The following is a 19,629-nucleotide window of genomic DNA, read 5'->3' on the forward strand; positions in this document are numbered from 1 at the left end:
CTCCATTATAGATATTTTATCCGATTTTTTCATACAAAGATACTGTTATCCTATATGAGCCCTTCTTGTGCCTATTTATCGGCAATTTTGAAACTAAAGTGCTTTCGTAGGGGACGAATTTCCGGATCATTTTCAGCCGATAATTATTACCTAGGCTAAGTTTTATGCTTTCAATATATCCTTTCGGGAAAACCCGCTCATCGACAATATTTGTTATGAGCCAGATCCTTTTGGCTATCAATTCGGAAGGCTTTAGGAGCGCATGTCCATTTACAAGCGAAACCATTTCGTAATCACCCGGAAGATAATACTTTAAGATATTATATGTAATATGCCTATTTGTTGCGGCAATTAGATCGCCTTTTAAATGTTCTTTTTCTATTATTTGAGAGACTTCCCTCCATGGCTCGATCTGGTTTGAATTATGGTATTCATTAAATGTGAAATAATTGGCGATCGAAATACTTTGAAATAAAAGGATCAGCCCAAATAAAATATAGAAAATGACCGGATTTTTTATACGCGACAGGGAAATCCCAAGCAAGGCAATATAAAATGGCAATGTAAAGATGAGGTATTTTGGCATTGTCGACGGTAAAATAGATGCTATAACTATAGGCATTACAAGAAATATCATCATGTACACGTTTTTTTCATCTTTCGATCCAATGAATTGAAATATCAACAAGGATCCAATAATTATTAACGATGGAATTACAATAATGTTCCAAGGTGCGACCGTCTCACCCAAGGCAAGCACAAAGAAGATCAATGGCAATTTTAATGTTGGGGGGAACGTGGAAAACGCCATATCCGGGGTCCCGGAAATAACGGCCATGGCCGCATGAATGATGATCTTAAAATAAAGAGGGAAAATTAGAATTGAAACAATAAGCAAAAAGCCAAGCGCTAAACGAGAGTTGGCATCTTTTTTTCTTAGGTAAATGATCGCGCAAAGTACAAATTGGCTAAATATCATCAATGCCGAATAAATTTGGGTCAAACCTAACAGCAAAGTGCATAAAATGAAAACAATTGAGGCTTTAATTGTCACTTGCTTGTACAACAACCTAAAGAGCGACCAGGCCGATAAAATAGATAACAATAGCATTAGCCCATACAACCTAATTTCGTGAGAATGCATAATGGCCAATGGTGAAAAAGCTAAAAGGCCGGCACAAACTAAGGCGGCCCTATCGCTTATTGTATCTTTTACGAAAAGGTACATAGCTATCATAGAAAATATGCCAATGATAACTGAAAGCATGCGCAACCCGTATTCAGTAGGTCCGAAAACTTTTATCCATAAAAACAATATCGCAAAATATGCCGGAAGATGGGATTCGATTGCCAATGCCTTGATATCAAAATGGCCGGATACGGAATAAATACTATGCGCTTCATCACCCCAAAGGCTTCGGAATATCGGGTCATAGATCCTGATAAAAGAGCCCAATAACAGGATAAATAAGAAGATCATGAATATTCTGTTTGCTTTAATCGCCGAAAACATTATATTTTAACTCCTTCAATGTTTTAATGCCTTCTTCCAAGACCTTCCGGTCGCCATAGATTTGCTCGGATGACTTGATCGACATCCTATCGCCTTTCAACCTAAGCTCTTTTTCGATCGGCGCGAATTTCTTTATTTTATAGATCCCCAGTGCTATCCCGCTTGCCCAATTTGAAATAATGACCAAAGTGAATATTAATATTGCTGGCTTTAGATAATGGTCGATTTTTTTTGTTCTAATTAAATATAAGAGAAAAAGCCAAATAAAGCCCAAGAAATAGAACATTTGGAACATATGGTATCTCGATAATAACGCGAACTTGATCCCAAAATTAACCCTCCCAATAGATGTAATGAAAGCCGTCAAAATAGAATAGAACATCATTGAATACGGTATGATCGTTTCTTTATGGCCATATTTATACGTTTTGAACACTAATACAGCACCGATAACAAAGAAAATAAAGCCCCAAATTCCAGCGATCAGAAGCAATATCGGCAATAAATGACCTACTTTGTAAGTAGGAATAAAATTAGCCCCGAAATAAACGAAAAAGTATTCGATGATTTTAATAGTATTTGTGAGCGGTAAGGCCGTATTGTTTTTGGTCAGGACATTCTCGGAAAAATAGAGCATATATGTTAATATGCACGCTGAAAAGAACATAAGCATGTTTTGAATGTTTTTCTTTGGAGAAAATATTATGCCGGGAAGACATGCGATCCAGCCCAAAAGGCCGGTCAAAAAAGAGAAGGAAGCTATGACCAATGAAATTATCATGATCAAGAGCGACCTCAAATTTGATCCTGTATTGTACGAATTGATAATAGCTAAAAAAACAAAAACGAGGCATAGGAGGTATGCCGAAAAACTGAATAATATATTTTCATGATGTATCGGGGAGTATTGGGCCAATAACGCAAAAAAGAAAAGTATTCTCGCACTTTTATTGCTAATATTCTTTGAAAATGAATTATATATAAGAAGCATTAACATTGAAAACAATAGAAGAGATGCAAAAGTCTCGTATTTTAAATTCCACTGGCTTATATGGGCCAAAAAGACGGTTATCAAATTTGGGAAAAATACCCGGTGCTCACTTACCCTTGCCCAAAGATTTTGAATATTTGGTTGTTTTATTATATGGATAAAAGACCATTGGTCGGCGATCGGAATATTAGGCGTGAAAGTCAGGACATAGATCGATAATAATATAAAAACAATAAAAAATATAGTTTTTTGTATAGAGCTCATTTCATTGAACCCTTCCCAAGCTTACCGGATGCAAAATCATATATTGCAAGCATTGTAGTTCTAATACTGCCGAATTGCCTATTTTTTAAAGACTCTATCAGCGAATAGATCGGGAAAATTACCAGATTTAGCACCAACGGTATTAATTGACCTGTCTTTTTGAAGAACAAAAGATTATTTCTCGTGCGAAAATAAGTGTAAAAGGGAGACAATTTCCCCCCCATTGATGCCGCAAATTTGTGATAGATCACCGCTTTCGGCACAATCAACAATTGATACCCCGCCCTTCTTGCCCGAATGCTAATATCCACATCCTCATAATTATTGAAATAATCGGCATCGAGCATGCCTATTTTCCCCAATACTTCTCTTTTGATAAGCATTGAACAACCGGAGATCCATTCTGTTTCGCCGGATCCCGAAAGGTCGTGCGCCGGTTTTCTTATGATAGGTAAAAACTTTCCGCCAGAAAACCAAACCTTTGTTTTATCGGAATATTGCATTATCCTCGGGGATAATATGCCGGCGGAACGATTTTCTTGTCCTGCCGAAATAAGATGCGACAGAAAATTAGGTTCAACAGTTGTGTCATTGTTTAACAGAAGAACATAGTCGGCGCCATGGGATAACGCAAGCCTTATCCCAACGTTGCTCCCTTCGGCGAAACCAAGATTTTTGCCGTTTTCAATCAAAGTTATTCCCGGAAATTCATTTTTAATATGAATTTGCGAGCTATCTTTGGATCCGTTATCGGCTAAAATGATCTCAAAGTTGCCATAATCTGTGTTCATTAGCGAAGCGAGACATTCCTTTGTATCAAAATATTGGTTCCAATTGAGTATAACTATCGAAACTTTAGGTTTATTCATTTTTTTTCTTTCCCAAGTAATTTGCGGATCCCCTCCACTAATCCAATTTTTGGCTTCCATCCAGGCAGCCTCTTTCCTTTATTCCAAGGGATCATTACCTCTCTATCCCGGTATGTTCGCCCACCCCACATGACATTGGCATTTCGACCGGACAATTTGGAATAAATATCAACAATTCTTCTAAGCTCAAGGGGTTTGCCCGACGAAACAGAAAAGTTCTCAATTCTCTTGCCCTTTGATCTAGCAATCCTTGAAGCCGCCTTAAGATAAGCGTCGATCACATCGTCTATATATACAAGGTCGATCAATTGGCGGCCAGGGGACATTGTGATCGACCGTCCGGATATTGAAGAATCATGGAGAAGTTTAAATAATTTTGCCCGCTTATCTTCCGGCCCATAAGTGTCGAAAAGCTTTAAAGTAATGACTTTGAGCTCTGTTGAGCTTGCATAATACTCAATAATATCTTCAAACGCCTGTTTGGTCGCGGCATAAAGATTGACGGGGCTGTAGTGTTTGTTTTGAAAGTGCTGCCATGAGGTACCCGTATTTACCAAGTAATTGCATTGGTTGACTCTCATGGCCTCGAGCAACTGTGTCCCAAATAGAACATTTGATCCGATCAATGGATTAATATCTGTTGATGAATGTTCTGATATGAACAGGGAAGCGAGATGAAAAACGATATCAGGCTTTGCCCGCCTTAATATCGAGAGTAATCCTTCTGTCGAACCGTCATGTTCAAAGATCTTGACGATCGGATATTTCTTGGCCAGCAATAACTTATCTGCTCCGGGCCTTACAACCACGCTTATCGTTATCTTTTTTTGCAGCAAGCGTTCCAACAAATGAGAACCGATAAACCCTGCAGCTCCGGTAATGAGTATATTATTAAATTTGGAATTAGATCTTTTCATATATAAATGGGCTCTTATAATCCTTGAGGTTTTGCAGCTTAGCATCGCGCTCGGACACGATCGGTTTATTGTTTGGCCAGGGGACCCCCGCGCTGGACCAATGTATACCCCCATCATTTGCGGGTGAATGCTTAAAACTTGTCTTATAGAGCAGGATTGCCTCGCTGCTTAAAACATAAAACCCATGGGCCACTCCAGCGGGGAGGTAGAGCAAATGGCTTACTTTTGCGCTAAGTTCAAAAGTTTCATGCTGGCCGAATGTTTCCGATCCGATCCTTAGGTCAACGATCGCATCAAATACCTCGCCGAACAAACAACAAACGATCTTGGAATAAGCCGCCGGCGGTGTCTGGAAATGCATTCCCCTTAAAACGCCTTTGCTTGATTTTGAATAAAAATCCTCCGCAAAACATGTTGGCAGCTTATGCGTTAGAAACTGTTCTTCCTCGAAGAACTTGACCAAACTTCCGCGCGCGTCGAGATGTATTATTGGTTCAATTTCATAACATCCCGCAATTTTAGTTTTTTTTATTTTCATTGGTTTCTCCTCCATATGTATCGCCAATGCGCAATTGTTTCGCGGAATTTATTTGCGATCTTTTTTAAGAGCCTTTTCTTTTTAATGGACCTTATCCTGGAATCAAGATACAAATAATCCACTCCTTTGATCTTTTGAGATCTGGGAGAACGGTCAACTTCATGATCTTTGATCAAGCTTAGCCCGTGTTCCTTGCAATATAAAAAAAGCTCGCTTCCGGGATGCGGGGTAAAATAGGACGGCGAATCGTAGTCGGGATCGATCTTTTCGATAATTGAGATCGTTTGTTCCACCTCTTCTTTTGTCTCGGTCGGCAGGCCGAACATATAATTGGCAAATATTTCAACGCCATTTTTCCTGCAAATTTCGGCCGCGCGCAAATTTTGTTCGACCGTTGTCCCTTTTTTGATAAAATCCAAGATCCTCTGGCTGCCGCTCTCAAAACCGATTATAAGGCATGCCAGTCCCGATTTTTTCATCTCATAGATCAGCTCTTCGTTGTTGCTTATTATATCTGCGCGGCTCTGGCAAACAAATTTCTTTTTGATGCCCAATCTATTATACTCCTCACAAAACCTCATGACCCATTTTTTGTCATAGGTAAATAGGTCGTCGTGGACCATAAAGCTGTTGAATTTATACCGGCTATACAGATGATCCAATTCGTCAATGACATTTTCAACGCTTCTCATCCTGACCCTGTCGCCAAATACACGCCGTTCGGCCGGCTGGCAAAAAGTGCAATTAAACGGGCATCCCCGCCCGACATTGAGCGTAACGAAAGGTGCTTTTAAAGACTTGATGAACGGGTGGAACAGTTCGGCGCTTACATCAAACAGGTCCCTATCGATCCACGACAGCGTGTCAAGCGAGGTTGCCTCGCCCTGATAGACCCTGTCAGGCATTCCGCCGCTTTTAATTATATCCAATATTCTAGAAAATATTACTTCCCCTTCACCAACAACGATTATATCGATATCATTGTTGCTTTTCATCTGTTCAAGCATTATCGTCGGGTGGACCCCTCCAACAACAGTTATTGCCTTTGGATTGGTCTGCTTTGTTATTTTTATCGCTTCGAGCGCCGGTAAAAGATCGATGCTCATGATCGAGAAACCGACGACTTCAGAGCCTTGTTCCTTCAATATTTCGGAATAATGTTCCCAATCTCTCAATTTACGAAGATCAATGCCTTTAACATCGTAACCTTTTTGTTTTGCATAACTGCTGATGGAACAAAGACCGTGATTTATATAATTAACAACGGGATCGCTTCCACGGCCATAGCTATTAAATCCCCGCATTCCGATGCCCGGATAAACAAGTGTGGCTTTTAATGAGCTATTCATAATCTATCTCAATTTCCCTATTTAATAGTTCATTCCTGAAATTCCTGAATTTTTCAAAATAAAAGGTTTTTCTTTTCCGGCTCAAGCCGAAACAAAAGAAAATAAATAAATAGAATATAAGCGCCAAAAAAGCTTTTAGCGCGATCATAAACGGATCACTGCCGATCCCGGCGTATTCCATGATGAAAATGGCGCCGGCGGTAATAGCAGAGAGACAAGCCGGCAAGATAATTGTCGAAACAATATATGCGCTAAAGGAGCTTTCTGTTTCTCTGCATGCGCGATATGGGACATACCACAAACTGGTTGCTGCCATGGCGATAACTGTCCCGAGCGCGACCCCAAATACGCCAAATTGGGCCGCCAAGACTATCGAAAGCCCGAGATTAATTGCCGCCTCCGCAATGTTAAAGCCCACTACCGATTTAATTTTGCCCATTCCCTGCAAAACTACCGCAGGCAAATGCACCAAACTGCTCATAAGGACGATCAAGGCTAAAAGGAAAAATACAGGCCGGCCAATAAAATTTTCATGGCCTAACCACAGGGTGATCATTGTTTTCCCCCAAAAAGCCATAAAAATAAATATAAAAAAAGAAATTATCGCCGAAAACTGGGAACTTTCAAAAAGGTATATGCGAAGTTTTTCGCGATCGCCAAGAGCGTGCAGTTCCGCATAAAAGGGAAAGAATGTATCCGCCAATTTATTTATGAACGAAACCGCGACTTGATTGACGCGGAATGCTATAGCGTAGGATGCTACAAGGCCAAGTCCCAAGAACTTGGCGATAACGATATTGTCGGTATTGAAAATGATCTGACCTCCTACTCCAAGGATGAACATCATCGATCCGAAAAATAGTATTTGGCGTAAAAGAGTTGGTTCGAATTCCCTAATGCTAAGAGATAATCCGGGAAGAGTTTTAATTACAAAAAATATCCGGATCACAGAAACTATAACATTCGCCGCTAATAAAGCCAAAGCTACTCCGATCAACCCATACCCAAGCTTTAGGGTTATAAGAGTCCCTGCGAATCCTAATAAAATATTCAGGGCATTAAAGATATTGTAAGCGACTACCTGTTTCCTGCCAAAAATGATCCCGCTAAAAACATTGAAAATAAAAGTTAAGGCCAAGTTAATGCCGATCATCACGAAGGCGACCGTCGCTTCGCTTGCCAATATGCCACTTAGCGAGAATCCCGAAGCTATAAAGAAACTTAACCCAATAGTTATGGACAATACGGCAAGCCCTAGCCCAAAATATATAAGTAATGCTGTCGACAATAGGCGGCTTAGTTTCTTGTTTTGATCAGAGCCTTGCGTATCGGCAGTATACTTGCTTATAGTGAAGGTGCTCCCCATATCCATGATCCCAATATATCCTATAACCGACAAGAGGGTCAGCCATAAACCGTATCTCATATTGCCTAAATAATGCAGCATCAACGGGATCATCGCCAAATTGACGATAAAATTTATACCGAACAAAATATAGCTCGTTACTATCCCTAAAATAAGTTCTGCTGATCGCTTCACGGCGTCCTCTCTTGGATTTGCTCGCCCGGTACCATTGCGCGGCCAAATTTCTTTTGATACCCGTAATAACCGGTACGATCAAAAACGTACGAAATAACAGTTCCAACCAAACCTAAGGTTGGTCTTATAATATTTTTTGATAAAATGGAGCTGAATAGATGCTTTGTGAGGAGAATATATTCCCTTATTTTCCCAAAAAGCAAATATTTGGCGGATAATTTAAAATAACGAATAATTAATCTTAGAAAGACGCGGTTAATCAAACGTTTAAATGTATTCCTATCAAGTTTTTTAGATAAGATGCCGCTTGAAAGGTTTGCGATCATGACGCTCAACCATTCATTGAATTCTGCGGGCGTGTTTGTATATAGTTCCGAGGCAGTCGCGCTTTTATCGTGGATCCTATAATCAACAAGCGGTTGGGAGATATATGCTACCTTACCGACGGAGATCTCGAGCCTTAACCACATATCCCAGTCAAGAAGATGCCGCAAGCCGCCGTGAAACGATCCGACCTTGGCATAGGCGCTCTGCCGGACAATTACTGATGGGCAAAAAATATAATTTCCCAATATATGCTTTTGGAACTCGTAAACACCTGGGACAATATAGTTATTCGGAAAAGGAATGCTTCGCGACACGATATGAGAGACCCGATCTATAATATTCGATGCCGAGAAAGCAAAACCGATCTCAGGATCGTTTTCCATTATATCGACCATAACTTTTAAATAATCGGCCTGCAAACGATCATCGGCATGCAATAGGCAAATATATTTACCTGAACTTAGAGAAAGGCATTCATCCCAATTCGCGGCCATATTAAGAGTGGAAGGATTTTTATGGTAATGCATGCGTTCATCGATATACCGCTTAACTATAGGACCGGTGCCATCGGTTGAATTATTATCAACAATAATAAGCTCGAAATCCTTAAATGATTGGTTAAGCACGCTATCAATAGCCTGCGAAAGATATTGCGCCCCATTAAAGGCCGGGATGCAAACTGTGGCCATGGGCTGTGCCATATTAATTTACCGCGCAGTAATTGAAGGCTTCGATCGCCTTTAATACAACTTCGTCCATATTGTAATATTTATACTCGGCAAGCCTGCCCAAGAATACGACATTCTCCAATTTATCGGCTTCGGACTTATATTTCTCGTATAATTCATGATTTTCGCCCTTGGGGATAGCATATGATGGGGTATTTTTTCCAAATTCATAGTTTTCAGGATATTCCCTAAGAATAACGGTCTTATCCGATCTATGATCGTCAAAATGCTTAAACTCGGTTATGCGCGTGAATGGCTCGTTTCCCGAATAATTTATGACTGAATTTGCTTGGAACCATTCGGTATTCAGCGTTTCAAATTCGTATCGTAACGCCCTGTAAGGCAGTTTACCGAATTTATGATTAAAAAAATGATCGATCGGGCCTGTATAGAACATTTTGTCGTATTGCAGGTTCCCGATTATATTTTTATAATCTTGACCGACCAATATTTTTACGTTCGGCTTATTTATCATGTTCTCTATTATCCGTGTATATCCATCTTTTGGTATTCCTTGATAAACGTCATTAAAATAATAATCGCCGTAATTGGTCCAAATAGGCACCCTATTCAGGATCGAATGGTCAAGCCCTCTAGGGTCCTCGCCCCATTGTTTAAGGCTGTAGCCAAGATAAATCTTTTCAAATATTTCTTTTGCAAGATCTTTAAGCTCAGAGTCTTTATCATTTAAAAGATCAATTATCGATATTTTAACGCCGCTTCCAAACGAATCATTTAGTTTTATTTTCAAAGATGCGGCTTTTGAAGCAGGGTATATTTGATCAATTGACTTAAAACTTATCGGAAGCGATACATTTATGTCCCCCCGATTCGAAAGGACTTTGTGTTTATACGGAAGCCATTCGGTGAATTGCGAAAGATAGGCCCAGACCTCAATGCTTTTTGTATGGAAAATATGCGGGCCATATTTATGGACCGTTATCCCATTTTCGTCTTTATAATCAAAGCAATTCCCGCCGACATGGTCTCTTTGTTCGATCATCAATACGGATTTTCCTTGGGCTGCCAACCTTTCGGCGACCGTAGCGCCTGAAAATCCTGCGCCGACAACAATGTAATCATATTTCATAAAACCCTCACCCATCTATTCCTAGATCGAAAACATTTTCTATCCCACCCTCTCCCAAAGGGAGAGGGATTATTGGTTTTACGGATATCAATAAGTCCTTCTCCCTCTGGGAGAAGGTGATTATGAAAAAATATATTGAAAGATAAAGCCGGATGAGGGCAAGTGGATGTTTTCATAATTTACTTTGAAAACCTATAAGCTGGATAAAGGATATTATACAGAACTTCACGAGTTTCAACCTTAATATCGTTGATTTGCCGTAAAGCCTTGGCAAATGAGCCACTTCCGTTTCCCTGAAATGATAATGGTTTCGTTTCGCGAATATTCCAAGAGCTACCGAAGGCATCAAGAAGTCATTCGGGATGGTTTTGAGCGCCTCTTTTAACATTCCGGCCTTCATCAGCTTGAATGGCGAATTGATGTCTTTTATCTTTAAATTAAAAAAAAGAAATATTATCGATCTCAAAATATTACTTATTATTAATCTATTTATTGGATCTTTCCTGCGGCTTCTACATCCTAGGATATAATCACTTGTATTGATATCTTTGTATAGGCCCCAAAAAGCTTCGGGCGGGATCTGGTAGTCGCTGTCGGCATGAAAGACATAATCGCCTTTTGCGCAATGTAATCCTTTTAATAGAGATGGCCCATGCCCCAAATTTTCTTTGTTATTTATTATGGTCAAGCTAATTTCTTTTTTAAGGTCGTTCAATGCTTTTGAGGTTTTATCAGTACTGCAGTCATTAACAACAATGAATTCCCAATCGATGAAGTTTATTAGCACCTTGCCGTAAAAACCTCTAACACTTTTTTCAATGATTTTTTCTTCGTTAAAAACAGGCATAACAATGCTTAGTTTTTTATTTTCCAACCTGTTTCTCCAATATCTTTCTTGTGACTTCGAGCAAGTTTTCTGTGCTTTTAAGCTGATAAGTCCTGCATTTTACAGCCGATCCCGCAGCAACATCCGATCCCGAATCGCCAATAAACCAAGAGTTTATAAATTCAATTTCGGGATGTTTTTTCTTGGCCTGCAGGAGCAACCCGGGTTTAGGTTTCCTGCAATCGCAATTTTCATCGGGAGCGTGGGGACAAACAAAAATATCATCCAGATGAGCGCCTTCGGCCGACAAAAATTCGGTCATTATCCTGTGGATTTTTTCAAGATCATTATGGCTCATTATTCCTCGGCCAATACCGGATTGGTTTGATATTAAATAGACGGGGATTTTCTTGTCATTTAATAATTTGATAGCTGAAGCTGTGTCAGGTAGGAATTTGAATTCATCCCAAACTTTGACGAAGCCGCCTTCGATCTTTTCATTTATTACCCCATCTCTATCTAAAAAGACGGCAGATATCTTTCTATTTGTCATTTTGTTTGAAATACTCCATAGTTTTTCTGATGCCTTCTTCCAATTGGACTTTTGGCTCCCATCCAAATTCTTTTCTGGCTTTTGTTATGTCGGGACACCTTTGCTTCGGATCGTCTTGCGGCAATGGCTTTGATATTGTTTTTAAACGTATTCCCGCGACTTTTGAAACAACTTGAGCCAATTCGATCATTGTAAATTCATATGGGTTTCCAAGGTTTATAGGGGTATCGAAGTTTGAAGCCATTACTTTATATATTCCATCAATCATGTCTGAAACATAGCAGAAACTTCGGGTTTGCTTTCCATCCCCATAAATTGTGAATGGCTCATTTTTTAAAGCTTGGTTTATGAAGTTTGGAACAACACGGCCGTCATTCTTACGCATCCTCGGCCCATAGGTATTAAAAATACGGATGATCCTAGTATCGAGCTTATTATGCCTTTTATAGGCCATGACAGTTGCTTCCGAAAATCGTTTTGCCTCATCATATACGCTTCTAGGGCCAATTGGATTTACATGTCCCCAGTAATCTTCTTTCTGCGGAGAAACTTCTGGATCGCCATATACTTCTGACGTAGAAGCGAATAATAGCTTCGCGCGGTGCTTTAAAGCCAATTCTAACGCATTAAATGTACCGAGCGACCCGACTTCCAATGTTTCGATCGGAAGTTCAAGATAATCAATAGGGCTTGCAGGCGACGCCATATGAAGCACATAATCTATCTTGTCTTTGTGATCTAGATAGCTGGAAATATCATGCTCAATGAATTTATATCTTTTGTTTCCCTCAAGATGTTTAATGTTATGAAGCGACCCGGTAATAAGATTATCAACGCATATTACTTCATGCCCTTCTTTAAGCAAAAGGTCGGTCAAATGCGAAGCAATAAAACCGGCCCCGCCGGTAATTAATATTTTCATCGCCCAATTCCGATATATTTGAATCCGGCCTCTGTTACTTTTTTTGGCTCGTAAATATTACGCCCATCGAAAATAATCCTTGTTTTTACGAGTTTTTTTGCGCGGTCAAGATCGATCTCCTTGAATTCTGCCCATTCGGTTACGACAACTATTGCATCGGCATTTTTTAGGGCATCATAAACATTGTCCGCGAAATAAAGATAATTCAGCTGTTTTTTGGAATTTTCGGAAACCGCCGGGTCATAAACATTTATCTTTGCGCCTTTTTTTACCAAAGAATCGATTACTTTAAGGGATGGAGCTTCTCTTAAGTCATCGGTTTCGGGTTTGAAGGATAATCCAAGCATTGCTATTTGTTTTCCTTTGACGCTTTTTAAAGTTTTGATTATTTTCCCCACGAACGCATCGATCTGGAAATCGTTAACTTCTGTTACCGAAGACAATATTTGAGGATCGTACCCTTGTTCACGGGCAAGATGCATCAGGGCAAGAACATCTTTAGGGAAGCAGCTCCCTCCATATCCTATCCCAGCATTTAAAAATGCGCGGCCGATGCGTTTGTCCAGACCCATCGCGTTTGCAACTTCGTTGACATCCGATCCCACGCGTTCGCAAATATTTGCTATCTCATTGATGAAAGAGATCTTTGTTGCCAAGAATGCGTTTGATGCATACTTAATAAGCTCGGCGCTTTTAACCGTAGTGAACAAGATATGAGCATTCAATGGCCTATAAAGCTCTGTGATCACATTGAAAGCGCGATTATTGGAAGCTCCAACGACGATCCTGTCGGGATTTAAAAAGTCGGCGATAGCGGATCCTTCTCTTAAGAATTCAGGATTTGAAACTACGGAAAATTTCTTCTCCGACACTTCGCTGTCGATCAGGATCTTCGTTACTATGTCTCCCATGCCGACAGGCACTGTGCTTTTGTTGACAATTACCTTAAATTTACCATTCGACGATTTCATGGCTTTAATGGCTTTGGCTATGGTTTTCGCAACGTCAACGACGGATGAAACATCAGCTTGGCCGTTTGATCTTGACGGAGTACCAACAGCGATAAATATAATATCCGATCTTTGCAGCGCAGGAATAATATTAGAAGTAAATGTTATGCGGCCGGCCTGATGGTTCTTTGCGACCATTTCCGGAAGACCGGGTTCATAAAATGGAACCTTGCCTTTTTCCAAAACTTCAAGCCTTTTTTGGTCCTTATCTACACATATGACCTCATTTCCAAGATTTGCAAAACAGGCGCCAGTTACCAATCCGACATAACCCGTGCCAATTACAGCTAATTTCATACATTCCAACCCTCTTTATTTTTGATCTTTTTCCACCAATCTTGATTATTTTTATACCAATTAATAGTATCAATTAGTCCCTGTTCAAACTTAGCCTTTGGCTCCCACCCCAGTTCTTTTTTGATCTTTTCGATGCTTAGCGAATATCTCCTGTCATGCCCCGGCCTATCTTTTACATATTCAAGAATGCTTTGGCTTAGTCCTAATTCCGATAAGATAATGTTTACGATCTCTATATTTTGCTTTTCGTTGCCGCCGCCGATATTATAGACCTCGCCTTCCCTGCCTTTGTGAAGTACAAGATCCAACCCCTCGCAGTTGTCCAATACATAAAGCCAATCACGGACATTTTTTCCGTCCCCGTACAATGGAAGCTTTTTGCCCTCTAATGCATTTGTAATAAATAGAGGAATGAATTTTTCAGGGTATTGGCAGGGGCCATAATTATTTGAAGATCGCGTGATTATCAGTGGGAGATCGAAAGTTTTAAAATATGACCTGACGATAAGGTCTCCGCCTGCTTTACTCGCGGCATAGGGGCTGTTCGGGCTTATCGTATGGGATTCGGTGAACGAACCTTCTTTAATGCTCCCGTAAACTTCATCTGTTGAAATATGGAGAAATCGGCCTATTTTATGTTTTTTTACGGCTTCGAGCAAAATGTATGCGCCATAAACGTCAGTTTGAATAAATGATCCGGCAGATGCAATTGACCTGTCAACATGGGATTCCGCGGCAAAGTTCACTATCGCATCAACGCCCGATATTGCCGATTCGACATCTTCCGCATTGCAAATATCGCCTTTTACGAATGAATAATTGGGATTGCTGTCGATGTCTTTTAGGTTATCAAGATTCCCCGCATAAGTTAAAGAATCAAAATTGATCACTTTGTAGTCGGGGTGTTTTGATAATATATACCGGATAAAATTGCTTCCGATAAAACCTGCTCCGCCTGTTACCAATAGCTTCATAACTTGATCTTCCCTTCCACCAATAAAGTTGATCTTTCAAGCGATTCAAAAGTCCCTGCGTCAGACCACCAGCCGGATAAAATATCGTATTCAAGTTGTTTTCTTTTAAGATAAGCGGAATTAACATCCGAGATCTCAAGCTCTCCACGTCCTGAAGGCTTTAATCCCCGAACTATGCCGAATACTTGCGGGTCATAAAAATAAATGCCGGTAACGGCATACTTGCTTTTTGGTTTCTTGGGTTTTTCTTCAATGCTTGTAACTTTGCCGTTATTAAATGCGACTACGCCAAATCGTTTAGGATCCTCAACTTCTTTGACTAGTATCCTGGCGCCTTGTTTTTGTCTCTTAAATCTTTCGACAAATGGCTTCAGGTCGTCTTGAAAAATATTGTCGCCTAAGATGATCACCATTTTGTCGTTTCCGGCGAAATCTTCGGCTAAAGCTAGAGCTTGAGCGATGCCTCCGGCCTCATCTTGTACTTTATAGGTAAATCTGCAGCCAAAATCTTTGCCTGATCCCAAAAGCGTCACTATATCCCCCATATGCTCGACACCGGTGACGATCAATATATCAACGATCCCAGCTTTTGTCAGTTTTTCTATCGGATGGAAGATCATCGGTTTTCGCCCGACAGGCAGCAAATGCTTATTTGTCACCTTGGTTAAAGGAAAAAGCCTCGATCCGGTGCCTCCGGCAAGTATTATTCCTCTCATAGGTTTAAGGCTCCTTTTTGTAGTTTGATCATTTGAGATATCCCGATCTTTGAAAGGTCCAACAATTTGTCCAATTCTTCTTTGCTGAAAGGCTCGTCTTCGGCTGTTCCCTGGACTTCCACGAATTTCCCCGATTCGGTCATTACGATATTCATGTCGACGGATGCTGCAGAATCTTCAGAATAATCAAGATCGATGACTGATTCATTTTTCACGATCCCGACCGATACCGCCGCAATAAATTCGGTAATTGGGATTTTTGTTATTTTTCCCGAAGCTTTCAATTTTAATAATGCGTCATACATTGCGACAAAAGCCCCAGTGATCGAAGCTGTCCTTGTCCCGCCATCCGCTTGAATAACATCGGTATCTATCAAGATCGATCTTTCACCAAGCTCCGAAAAATTAACGATCGATCTTAAAGCTCGGCCGATCAAGCGCTGTATCTCTTGCGTCCTGCCGTTTATTTTTCCTCCGCGATCGCGCTGAGTCCTTTGCGTTGTCGCGCGGGGCAGCATTGAATATTCGGCGGTAACCCAACCTAAACCGGAGTTTTTCCTATGGGGCGGGACTGATTCTTCTACAGTCGCGTTGCAGATAACTTTGGTATCGCCAACCTCGATCAATACGGAACCTTCCGCAAATTTGACAAAATTTCTTGTGATCTTTAGAGGTCTTAGGCCATCGGATCTTCGATTGTAGCTTCTAGACATTGGAAACTTCAGCGCCTTGTACGTTTTTCTTTAAACGGTCGCGGCCTGCTTTGACAGTCCTTAATACGCGGCTGGATGTAAGCTCAAGGTTTGAAAGTATCTCGTCCGCGTATTTGTCCGCGCCTTCGCGGACTTCTTTTGCTATCTGGTATGCCTGTTCGATGATCTCGGACGCGTTATTCTTTCCGGGCAAGGGTTCAAGGTTAATTTCATTTTCTTGCTGTTCGAGGGGCTTGCTTCGATCTTTATCTATAGCTCTTTTTGCAAAATCGGAGCCTCCTTGTGCGGCCATCCTGATCTTGTCAATAAGTATCAAGACCTGCTCCTCATTTATAAGAAGCCTTTTTGTCAAAGGGATCTTAAAACCATCCAATATCGCGGCCTCCAAACTGTCAAGCAATCCTAATATTTCCATGACATCCTCCTATTTCCGGACTTTAAGCATTTTTTCGACATTTTTTGGGACAAGGCCGTAAATATCGCCTTTTAGGCTGGCGATCTGCTTAACTATGCTTGAGCTCAAATATGAATATTTATAATCCGTCATCAAAAAAACAGTCTCGATTTCGGGCGCCATTTTCCTGTTGGTAAGCGCCATTTGGAACTCGTAATCAAAGTCCGAGACGGCCCTTAATCCCCGGATGATCGATGACGCCTTAACCTTTTTTATGTAATCGACAAGCAGGCCGTTAAAACTATCAACCTTGATTCTTTTAAAGCCTTTAACAGCTTCTTTCAGCATGCCTATCCTATCGCGGAGCGGGAAAAAAGGCTTTTTTTCAGGGTTTGAAATTACCGCAACATAGACTTCGTCGAAAAGGTTTTCCGCCCGCTTGATCACGTCGAGATGGCCCATTGTGACTGGATCGAAGCTTCCCGGGTATACTGCGCGCCTCATGATTCCACCTTATAGAAAGAGAATACGGTATCTCCGTATCTCTCCTCCCTAAACTTTACTAATGTCCCGAAATTATCTTTCAATAATGATTTAAACCTGTGTTCGGCAATAATAATGCCGTTAGGGTTCAACAGATCGGATCCCCCTAAATACGCGAGCGATCTTGAAAGCTCGGGACTTCCGTATGGAGCCCCGATGAATATTATATCAAATTTAGCGCCGTTTTTTTGGAATATTTTTAGCGCCTGCTTTGCCTCGAGCGAGTAGGTTTCTGCCTTATCAATAAATCCAAGGTCAGCCAGGTTCTGCCTGATGACTAAAGCCGATCTCCGATCTTTTTCGACAAAGAATGCAAGTTTTGCGCCGCGAGACAATGCTTCAAGCCCGACCGAACCTGAACCCGCAAAAATATCGAGAAAATTGCTTTCGGGCGTTTTAGCGGCAAGAATATTAAAAAGGGCTTCTCGGGCCTGGTCGCTTAAAGGCCTCAAGCTGCCTGGCGGGACTTTTATTCTTCTTCCTTTGGCGGATCCTGCAATTATTCTCATTAATATCCTAAGAATTTACCGTAACGTTTAAATAATTTGGCTTTTAATTCCGGGGAATTTGCCAAGTTGGGATCGGTTTTAATGAATTCAAAAGCCTCATTTCGCGCAATATCCAAGGTATTTTCATCTCTTATTATATCAGCCATGTGAAATTCGGGCAAACCCGATTGCCTTGCGCCGTAAAAGTCACCGGGCCCCCGCAGTTTAAGGTCTGCTTCAGCGATTTTGAATCCGTCATTGGTATTAATCATCGCCTTGATCCGAGTTTTGGCCTCGGGAGTTTTTGGATCGCCCATTAGGAAGCAATACGATTCATTTTGCCCCCTGCCAACCCTACCCCTCAATTGATGAAGCTGTGAAAGCCCGAATCGCTCTGAATGCTCAATGACCATTATTGACGCGTTAGGAATATCGATGCCGACTTCAATAACTGTTGTCGAAACTAATATATGTATCTTCTTGTTGCGGAACTGTTCCATAACTTCATCCTTATCTTTTGGCTTCATTTTCCCATGGACAAGGCCGACTATAAATTCGGGGAATATTTCTTTTTGCAAAAGCTCCGCCTCGTCGACAGCAGCTTTTAGATCTAACGTTTCCGACTCTGAAACAAGCGGACAAACAATGAATATTTGCTGTCCTTCGCTTATCTTGCTTCGCATGAAATCATACGAATTTTTTCTTTTTTGATTTGGAACAAAATGTGTTTTGACCGGCGTCCTTCCCGGAGGCATTTCATCGATTATCGACCTATCAAGATCGCCGTATAAAGTTAAAGCCAATGATCTTGGAATGGGAGTTGCAGTCATGAATAGAAAATGCGGATTAATGCCTTTTTCTTTTAGCGCCGATCTTTGCAGGACTCCAAACCTGTGCTGTTCATCGATCACAGCGATCCCTAATTTATTGAATTTGATCTTATCTTCAATTAAGGCATGGGTCCCTATTACCAGATCATCATCGAGATATTCCTGCCTGCCGGCAGGCACGGCTTTTTTTGCGGCTCTCTGGGAAGTGCCTGTTAATAATCTAACTTTATGCGTCTTGAACCATTTCGACATCTTTTCAAAATGCTGCTGCGCCAATATTTCCGTTGGAGCGAGGACGGCCGCTTGAAATCCATTCTTAATTACAGCAAAACAGGCAAGAGCCGCAACCACAGTTTTACCGGACCCAACATCCCCTTGCAGCAGCCTATGCATGGAAAGCCCCGATGATAGATCGCTGAATATATCTGAAAGCACTTTATTCTGCGCTCTTGTCAATTCAAAATCGATCGGAAATGCGTCGATGATTTCATGTTTGATCTTGAATTGAATGCATTTTCCCCTGGAAAAATCTTTCTTTCTCATTCCGAGGCCGAGCTGGAACAAGAAGAGATCTTCGAATATTATCCGGTTCTTATATGTTCCAATATTATTTAGGTCCTTTGGAAAATGAAGGTTCTTTATGGATTCTTGGATATTTTGAAGGCCATATTTTTTAAGTATGCTTCCAGGGATTACATCAGTTATATCGTTTAGATGGAGATCAATCGCGTTGCTTATTATTTTTCTTAAAGTTTTGGCATAAAGGGACTCGGTTAAATGGTAAATGGGAACGATTGCCAAGGTCTTTCCGGTATCTAACTCCCACTCTTTTGGTATCACTTGCAATCCGCCTTGGAAATGGTTCATTTCGGACCTTCCGGTGATTATAAGTTTTACTCCGGGCTTGAATTGCCTGTCTAAAAATGGCTGATTAAAAAAAACGGCCTTAATATCCCCTGTCTTATCATTTAGCGTGACCTTGAGTATGGAAAATCGATTTTTGGTCTGTTGCTTCTCAACATGCGTGATCTCGCCTTTGATAACTATCCTGTCTTGAGGACATTTGATAGAACCGATCCTTGTTGCAACACTGCGATCCTCATATTCATAGGGAAAATAATAGATGAGGTCTTCTATGGAAAATATTCCGATCTTGGAAAGGATATTCGCCAAAGCTGGCCCCACGCCTTTCAAGTATTGGACTGGATTTTGAAGTTTGCCGCTTATCATTATTTGA

Annotated in this window: 20 protein-coding genes; all 20 read right to left on the bottom strand. The window is 40.9% G+C overall.

Annotated features, from left to right (window positions below; all coding sequences use genetic code 11):
• Nucleotides 1–16 precede the first annotated feature (16 nt).
• The 20 genes from HZC34_02145 to recG all read right to left on the bottom strand — a co-directional run bounded on the left by HZC34_02145 (nt 17) and on the right by recG (nt 19,622).
• On the bottom strand, nt 17–1,513 hold the full coding sequence (locus tag HZC34_02145) for a glycosyltransferase family 39 protein (protein MBI5700633.1): 1,497 nt from the start codon (nt 1,511–1,513) through the stop codon (nt 17–19).
• Nucleotides 1,497–2,768 carry a hypothetical protein gene (locus tag HZC34_02150; GenBank protein ID MBI5700634.1) on the bottom strand — a complete coding sequence of 424 codons (1,272 nt, stop codon included), beginning with the start codon at nt 2,766–2,768 and terminating at the stop codon, nt 1,497–1,499. The genes HZC34_02145 and HZC34_02150 overlap by 17 nt, the downstream gene beginning before the upstream one ends.
• On the bottom strand, nt 2,765–3,637 hold the full coding sequence (locus HZC34_02155; protein ID MBI5700635.1) for a glycosyltransferase family 2 protein: 873 nt from the start codon (nt 3,635–3,637) through the stop codon (nt 2,765–2,767). Before HZC34_02155 ends, HZC34_02150 begins: the two co-directional genes overlap by 4 nt.
• Nucleotides 3,634–4,554: an NAD(P)-dependent oxidoreductase gene (locus tag HZC34_02160; protein ID MBI5700636.1), complete on the bottom strand. Its 921-nt coding sequence runs from the start codon at nt 4,552–4,554 to the stop codon at nt 3,634–3,636. The genes HZC34_02155 and HZC34_02160 overlap by 4 nt, the downstream gene beginning before the upstream one ends.
• Complete coding sequence (locus tag HZC34_02165) at nt 4,541–5,092, bottom strand: dTDP-4-dehydrorhamnose 3,5-epimerase family protein (protein ID MBI5700637.1); 552 nt, start codon at nt 5,090–5,092, stop codon at nt 4,541–4,543. The genes HZC34_02160 and HZC34_02165 overlap by 14 nt, the downstream gene beginning before the upstream one ends.
• Nucleotides 5,089–6,441, bottom strand: a complete 1,353-nt coding sequence (locus HZC34_02170; protein MBI5700638.1) for a B12-binding domain-containing radical SAM protein — start codon at nt 6,439–6,441, stop codon at nt 5,089–5,091. The genes HZC34_02165 and HZC34_02170 overlap by 4 nt, the downstream gene beginning before the upstream one ends.
• Nucleotides 6,434–7,981, bottom strand: a complete 1,548-nt coding sequence (locus tag HZC34_02175) for a polysaccharide biosynthesis C-terminal domain-containing protein (protein MBI5700639.1) — start codon at nt 7,979–7,981, stop codon at nt 6,434–6,436. Before HZC34_02175 ends, HZC34_02170 begins: the two co-directional genes overlap by 8 nt.
• Complete coding sequence (locus HZC34_02180) at nt 7,978–8,997, bottom strand: glycosyltransferase (GenBank protein MBI5700640.1); 1,020 nt, start codon at nt 8,995–8,997, stop codon at nt 7,978–7,980. The genes HZC34_02175 and HZC34_02180 overlap by 4 nt, the downstream gene beginning before the upstream one ends.
• A 13-nt stretch (nt 8,998–9,010) precedes the next feature.
• Nucleotides 9,011–10,126, bottom strand: coding sequence for a UDP-galactopyranose mutase (gene glf, locus HZC34_02185; GenBank protein ID MBI5700641.1), 1,116 nt, complete (start codon nt 10,124–10,126; stop codon nt 9,011–9,013).
• Nucleotides 10,127–10,298: 172 nt separating this feature from the next.
• Entirely contained in the window at nt 10,299–11,000 is a 702-nt protein-coding gene (locus HZC34_02190; GenBank protein MBI5700642.1) for a glycosyltransferase family 2 protein, read from the bottom strand.
• A complete protein-coding gene (locus HZC34_02195; protein MBI5700643.1) occupies nt 10,990–11,505 on the bottom strand; it encodes an HAD family hydrolase in 516 nt (171 codons plus the stop codon). Before HZC34_02195 ends, HZC34_02190 begins: the two co-directional genes overlap by 11 nt.
• The gene (locus HZC34_02200) at nt 11,495–12,427 is read right to left on the bottom strand and encodes an SDR family oxidoreductase (protein MBI5700644.1); all 933 of its coding nucleotides are present in this window, start codon (nt 12,425–12,427) and stop codon (nt 11,495–11,497) included. The genes HZC34_02195 and HZC34_02200 overlap by 11 nt, the downstream gene beginning before the upstream one ends.
• On the bottom strand, nt 12,424–13,734 hold the full coding sequence (locus HZC34_02205) for a UDP-glucose/GDP-mannose dehydrogenase family protein (protein ID MBI5700645.1): 1,311 nt from the start codon (nt 13,732–13,734) through the stop codon (nt 12,424–12,426). Before HZC34_02205 ends, HZC34_02200 begins: the two co-directional genes overlap by 4 nt.
• Complete coding sequence (gene rfbB, locus HZC34_02210) at nt 13,731–14,708, bottom strand: dTDP-glucose 4,6-dehydratase (GenBank protein ID MBI5700646.1); 978 nt, start codon at nt 14,706–14,708, stop codon at nt 13,731–13,733. The genes HZC34_02205 and rfbB overlap by 4 nt, the downstream gene beginning before the upstream one ends.
• The gene (locus HZC34_02215) at nt 14,705–15,424 is read right to left on the bottom strand and encodes an NTP transferase domain-containing protein (protein ID MBI5700647.1); all 720 of its coding nucleotides are present in this window, start codon (nt 15,422–15,424) and stop codon (nt 14,705–14,707) included. Before HZC34_02215 ends, rfbB begins: the two co-directional genes overlap by 4 nt.
• Complete coding sequence (gene rph / locus HZC34_02220; GenBank protein ID MBI5700648.1) at nt 15,421–16,137, bottom strand: ribonuclease PH; 717 nt, start codon at nt 16,135–16,137, stop codon at nt 15,421–15,423. The genes HZC34_02215 and rph overlap by 4 nt, the downstream gene beginning before the upstream one ends.
• Nucleotides 16,130–16,552: a hypothetical protein gene (locus HZC34_02225; GenBank protein ID MBI5700649.1), complete on the bottom strand. Its 423-nt coding sequence runs from the start codon at nt 16,550–16,552 to the stop codon at nt 16,130–16,132. The genes rph and HZC34_02225 overlap by 8 nt, the downstream gene beginning before the upstream one ends.
• Nucleotides 16,553–16,561: 9 nt before the next feature.
• The gene (gene coaD, locus HZC34_02230) at nt 16,562–17,038 is read right to left on the bottom strand and encodes a pantetheine-phosphate adenylyltransferase (GenBank protein ID MBI5700650.1); all 477 of its coding nucleotides are present in this window, start codon (nt 17,036–17,038) and stop codon (nt 16,562–16,564) included.
• A complete protein-coding gene (rsmD, locus tag HZC34_02235) occupies nt 17,032–17,583 on the bottom strand; it encodes a 16S rRNA (guanine(966)-N(2))-methyltransferase RsmD (protein MBI5700651.1) in 552 nt (183 codons plus the stop codon). The genes coaD and rsmD overlap by 7 nt, the downstream gene beginning before the upstream one ends.
• Nucleotides 17,583–19,622: an ATP-dependent DNA helicase RecG gene (recG, locus tag HZC34_02240; protein ID MBI5700652.1), complete on the bottom strand. Its 2,040-nt coding sequence runs from the start codon at nt 19,620–19,622 to the stop codon at nt 17,583–17,585. The genes rsmD and recG overlap by 1 nt, the downstream gene beginning before the upstream one ends.
• Nucleotides 19,623–19,629 lie beyond the last annotated feature (7 nt).

It is taken from the genome of Candidatus Saganbacteria bacterium (genome assembly GCA_016223245.1).
Lineage (GTDB): Bacteria > Margulisbacteria > WOR-1 > XYC2-FULL-46-14 > XYC2-FULL-37-10 > JACRPL01.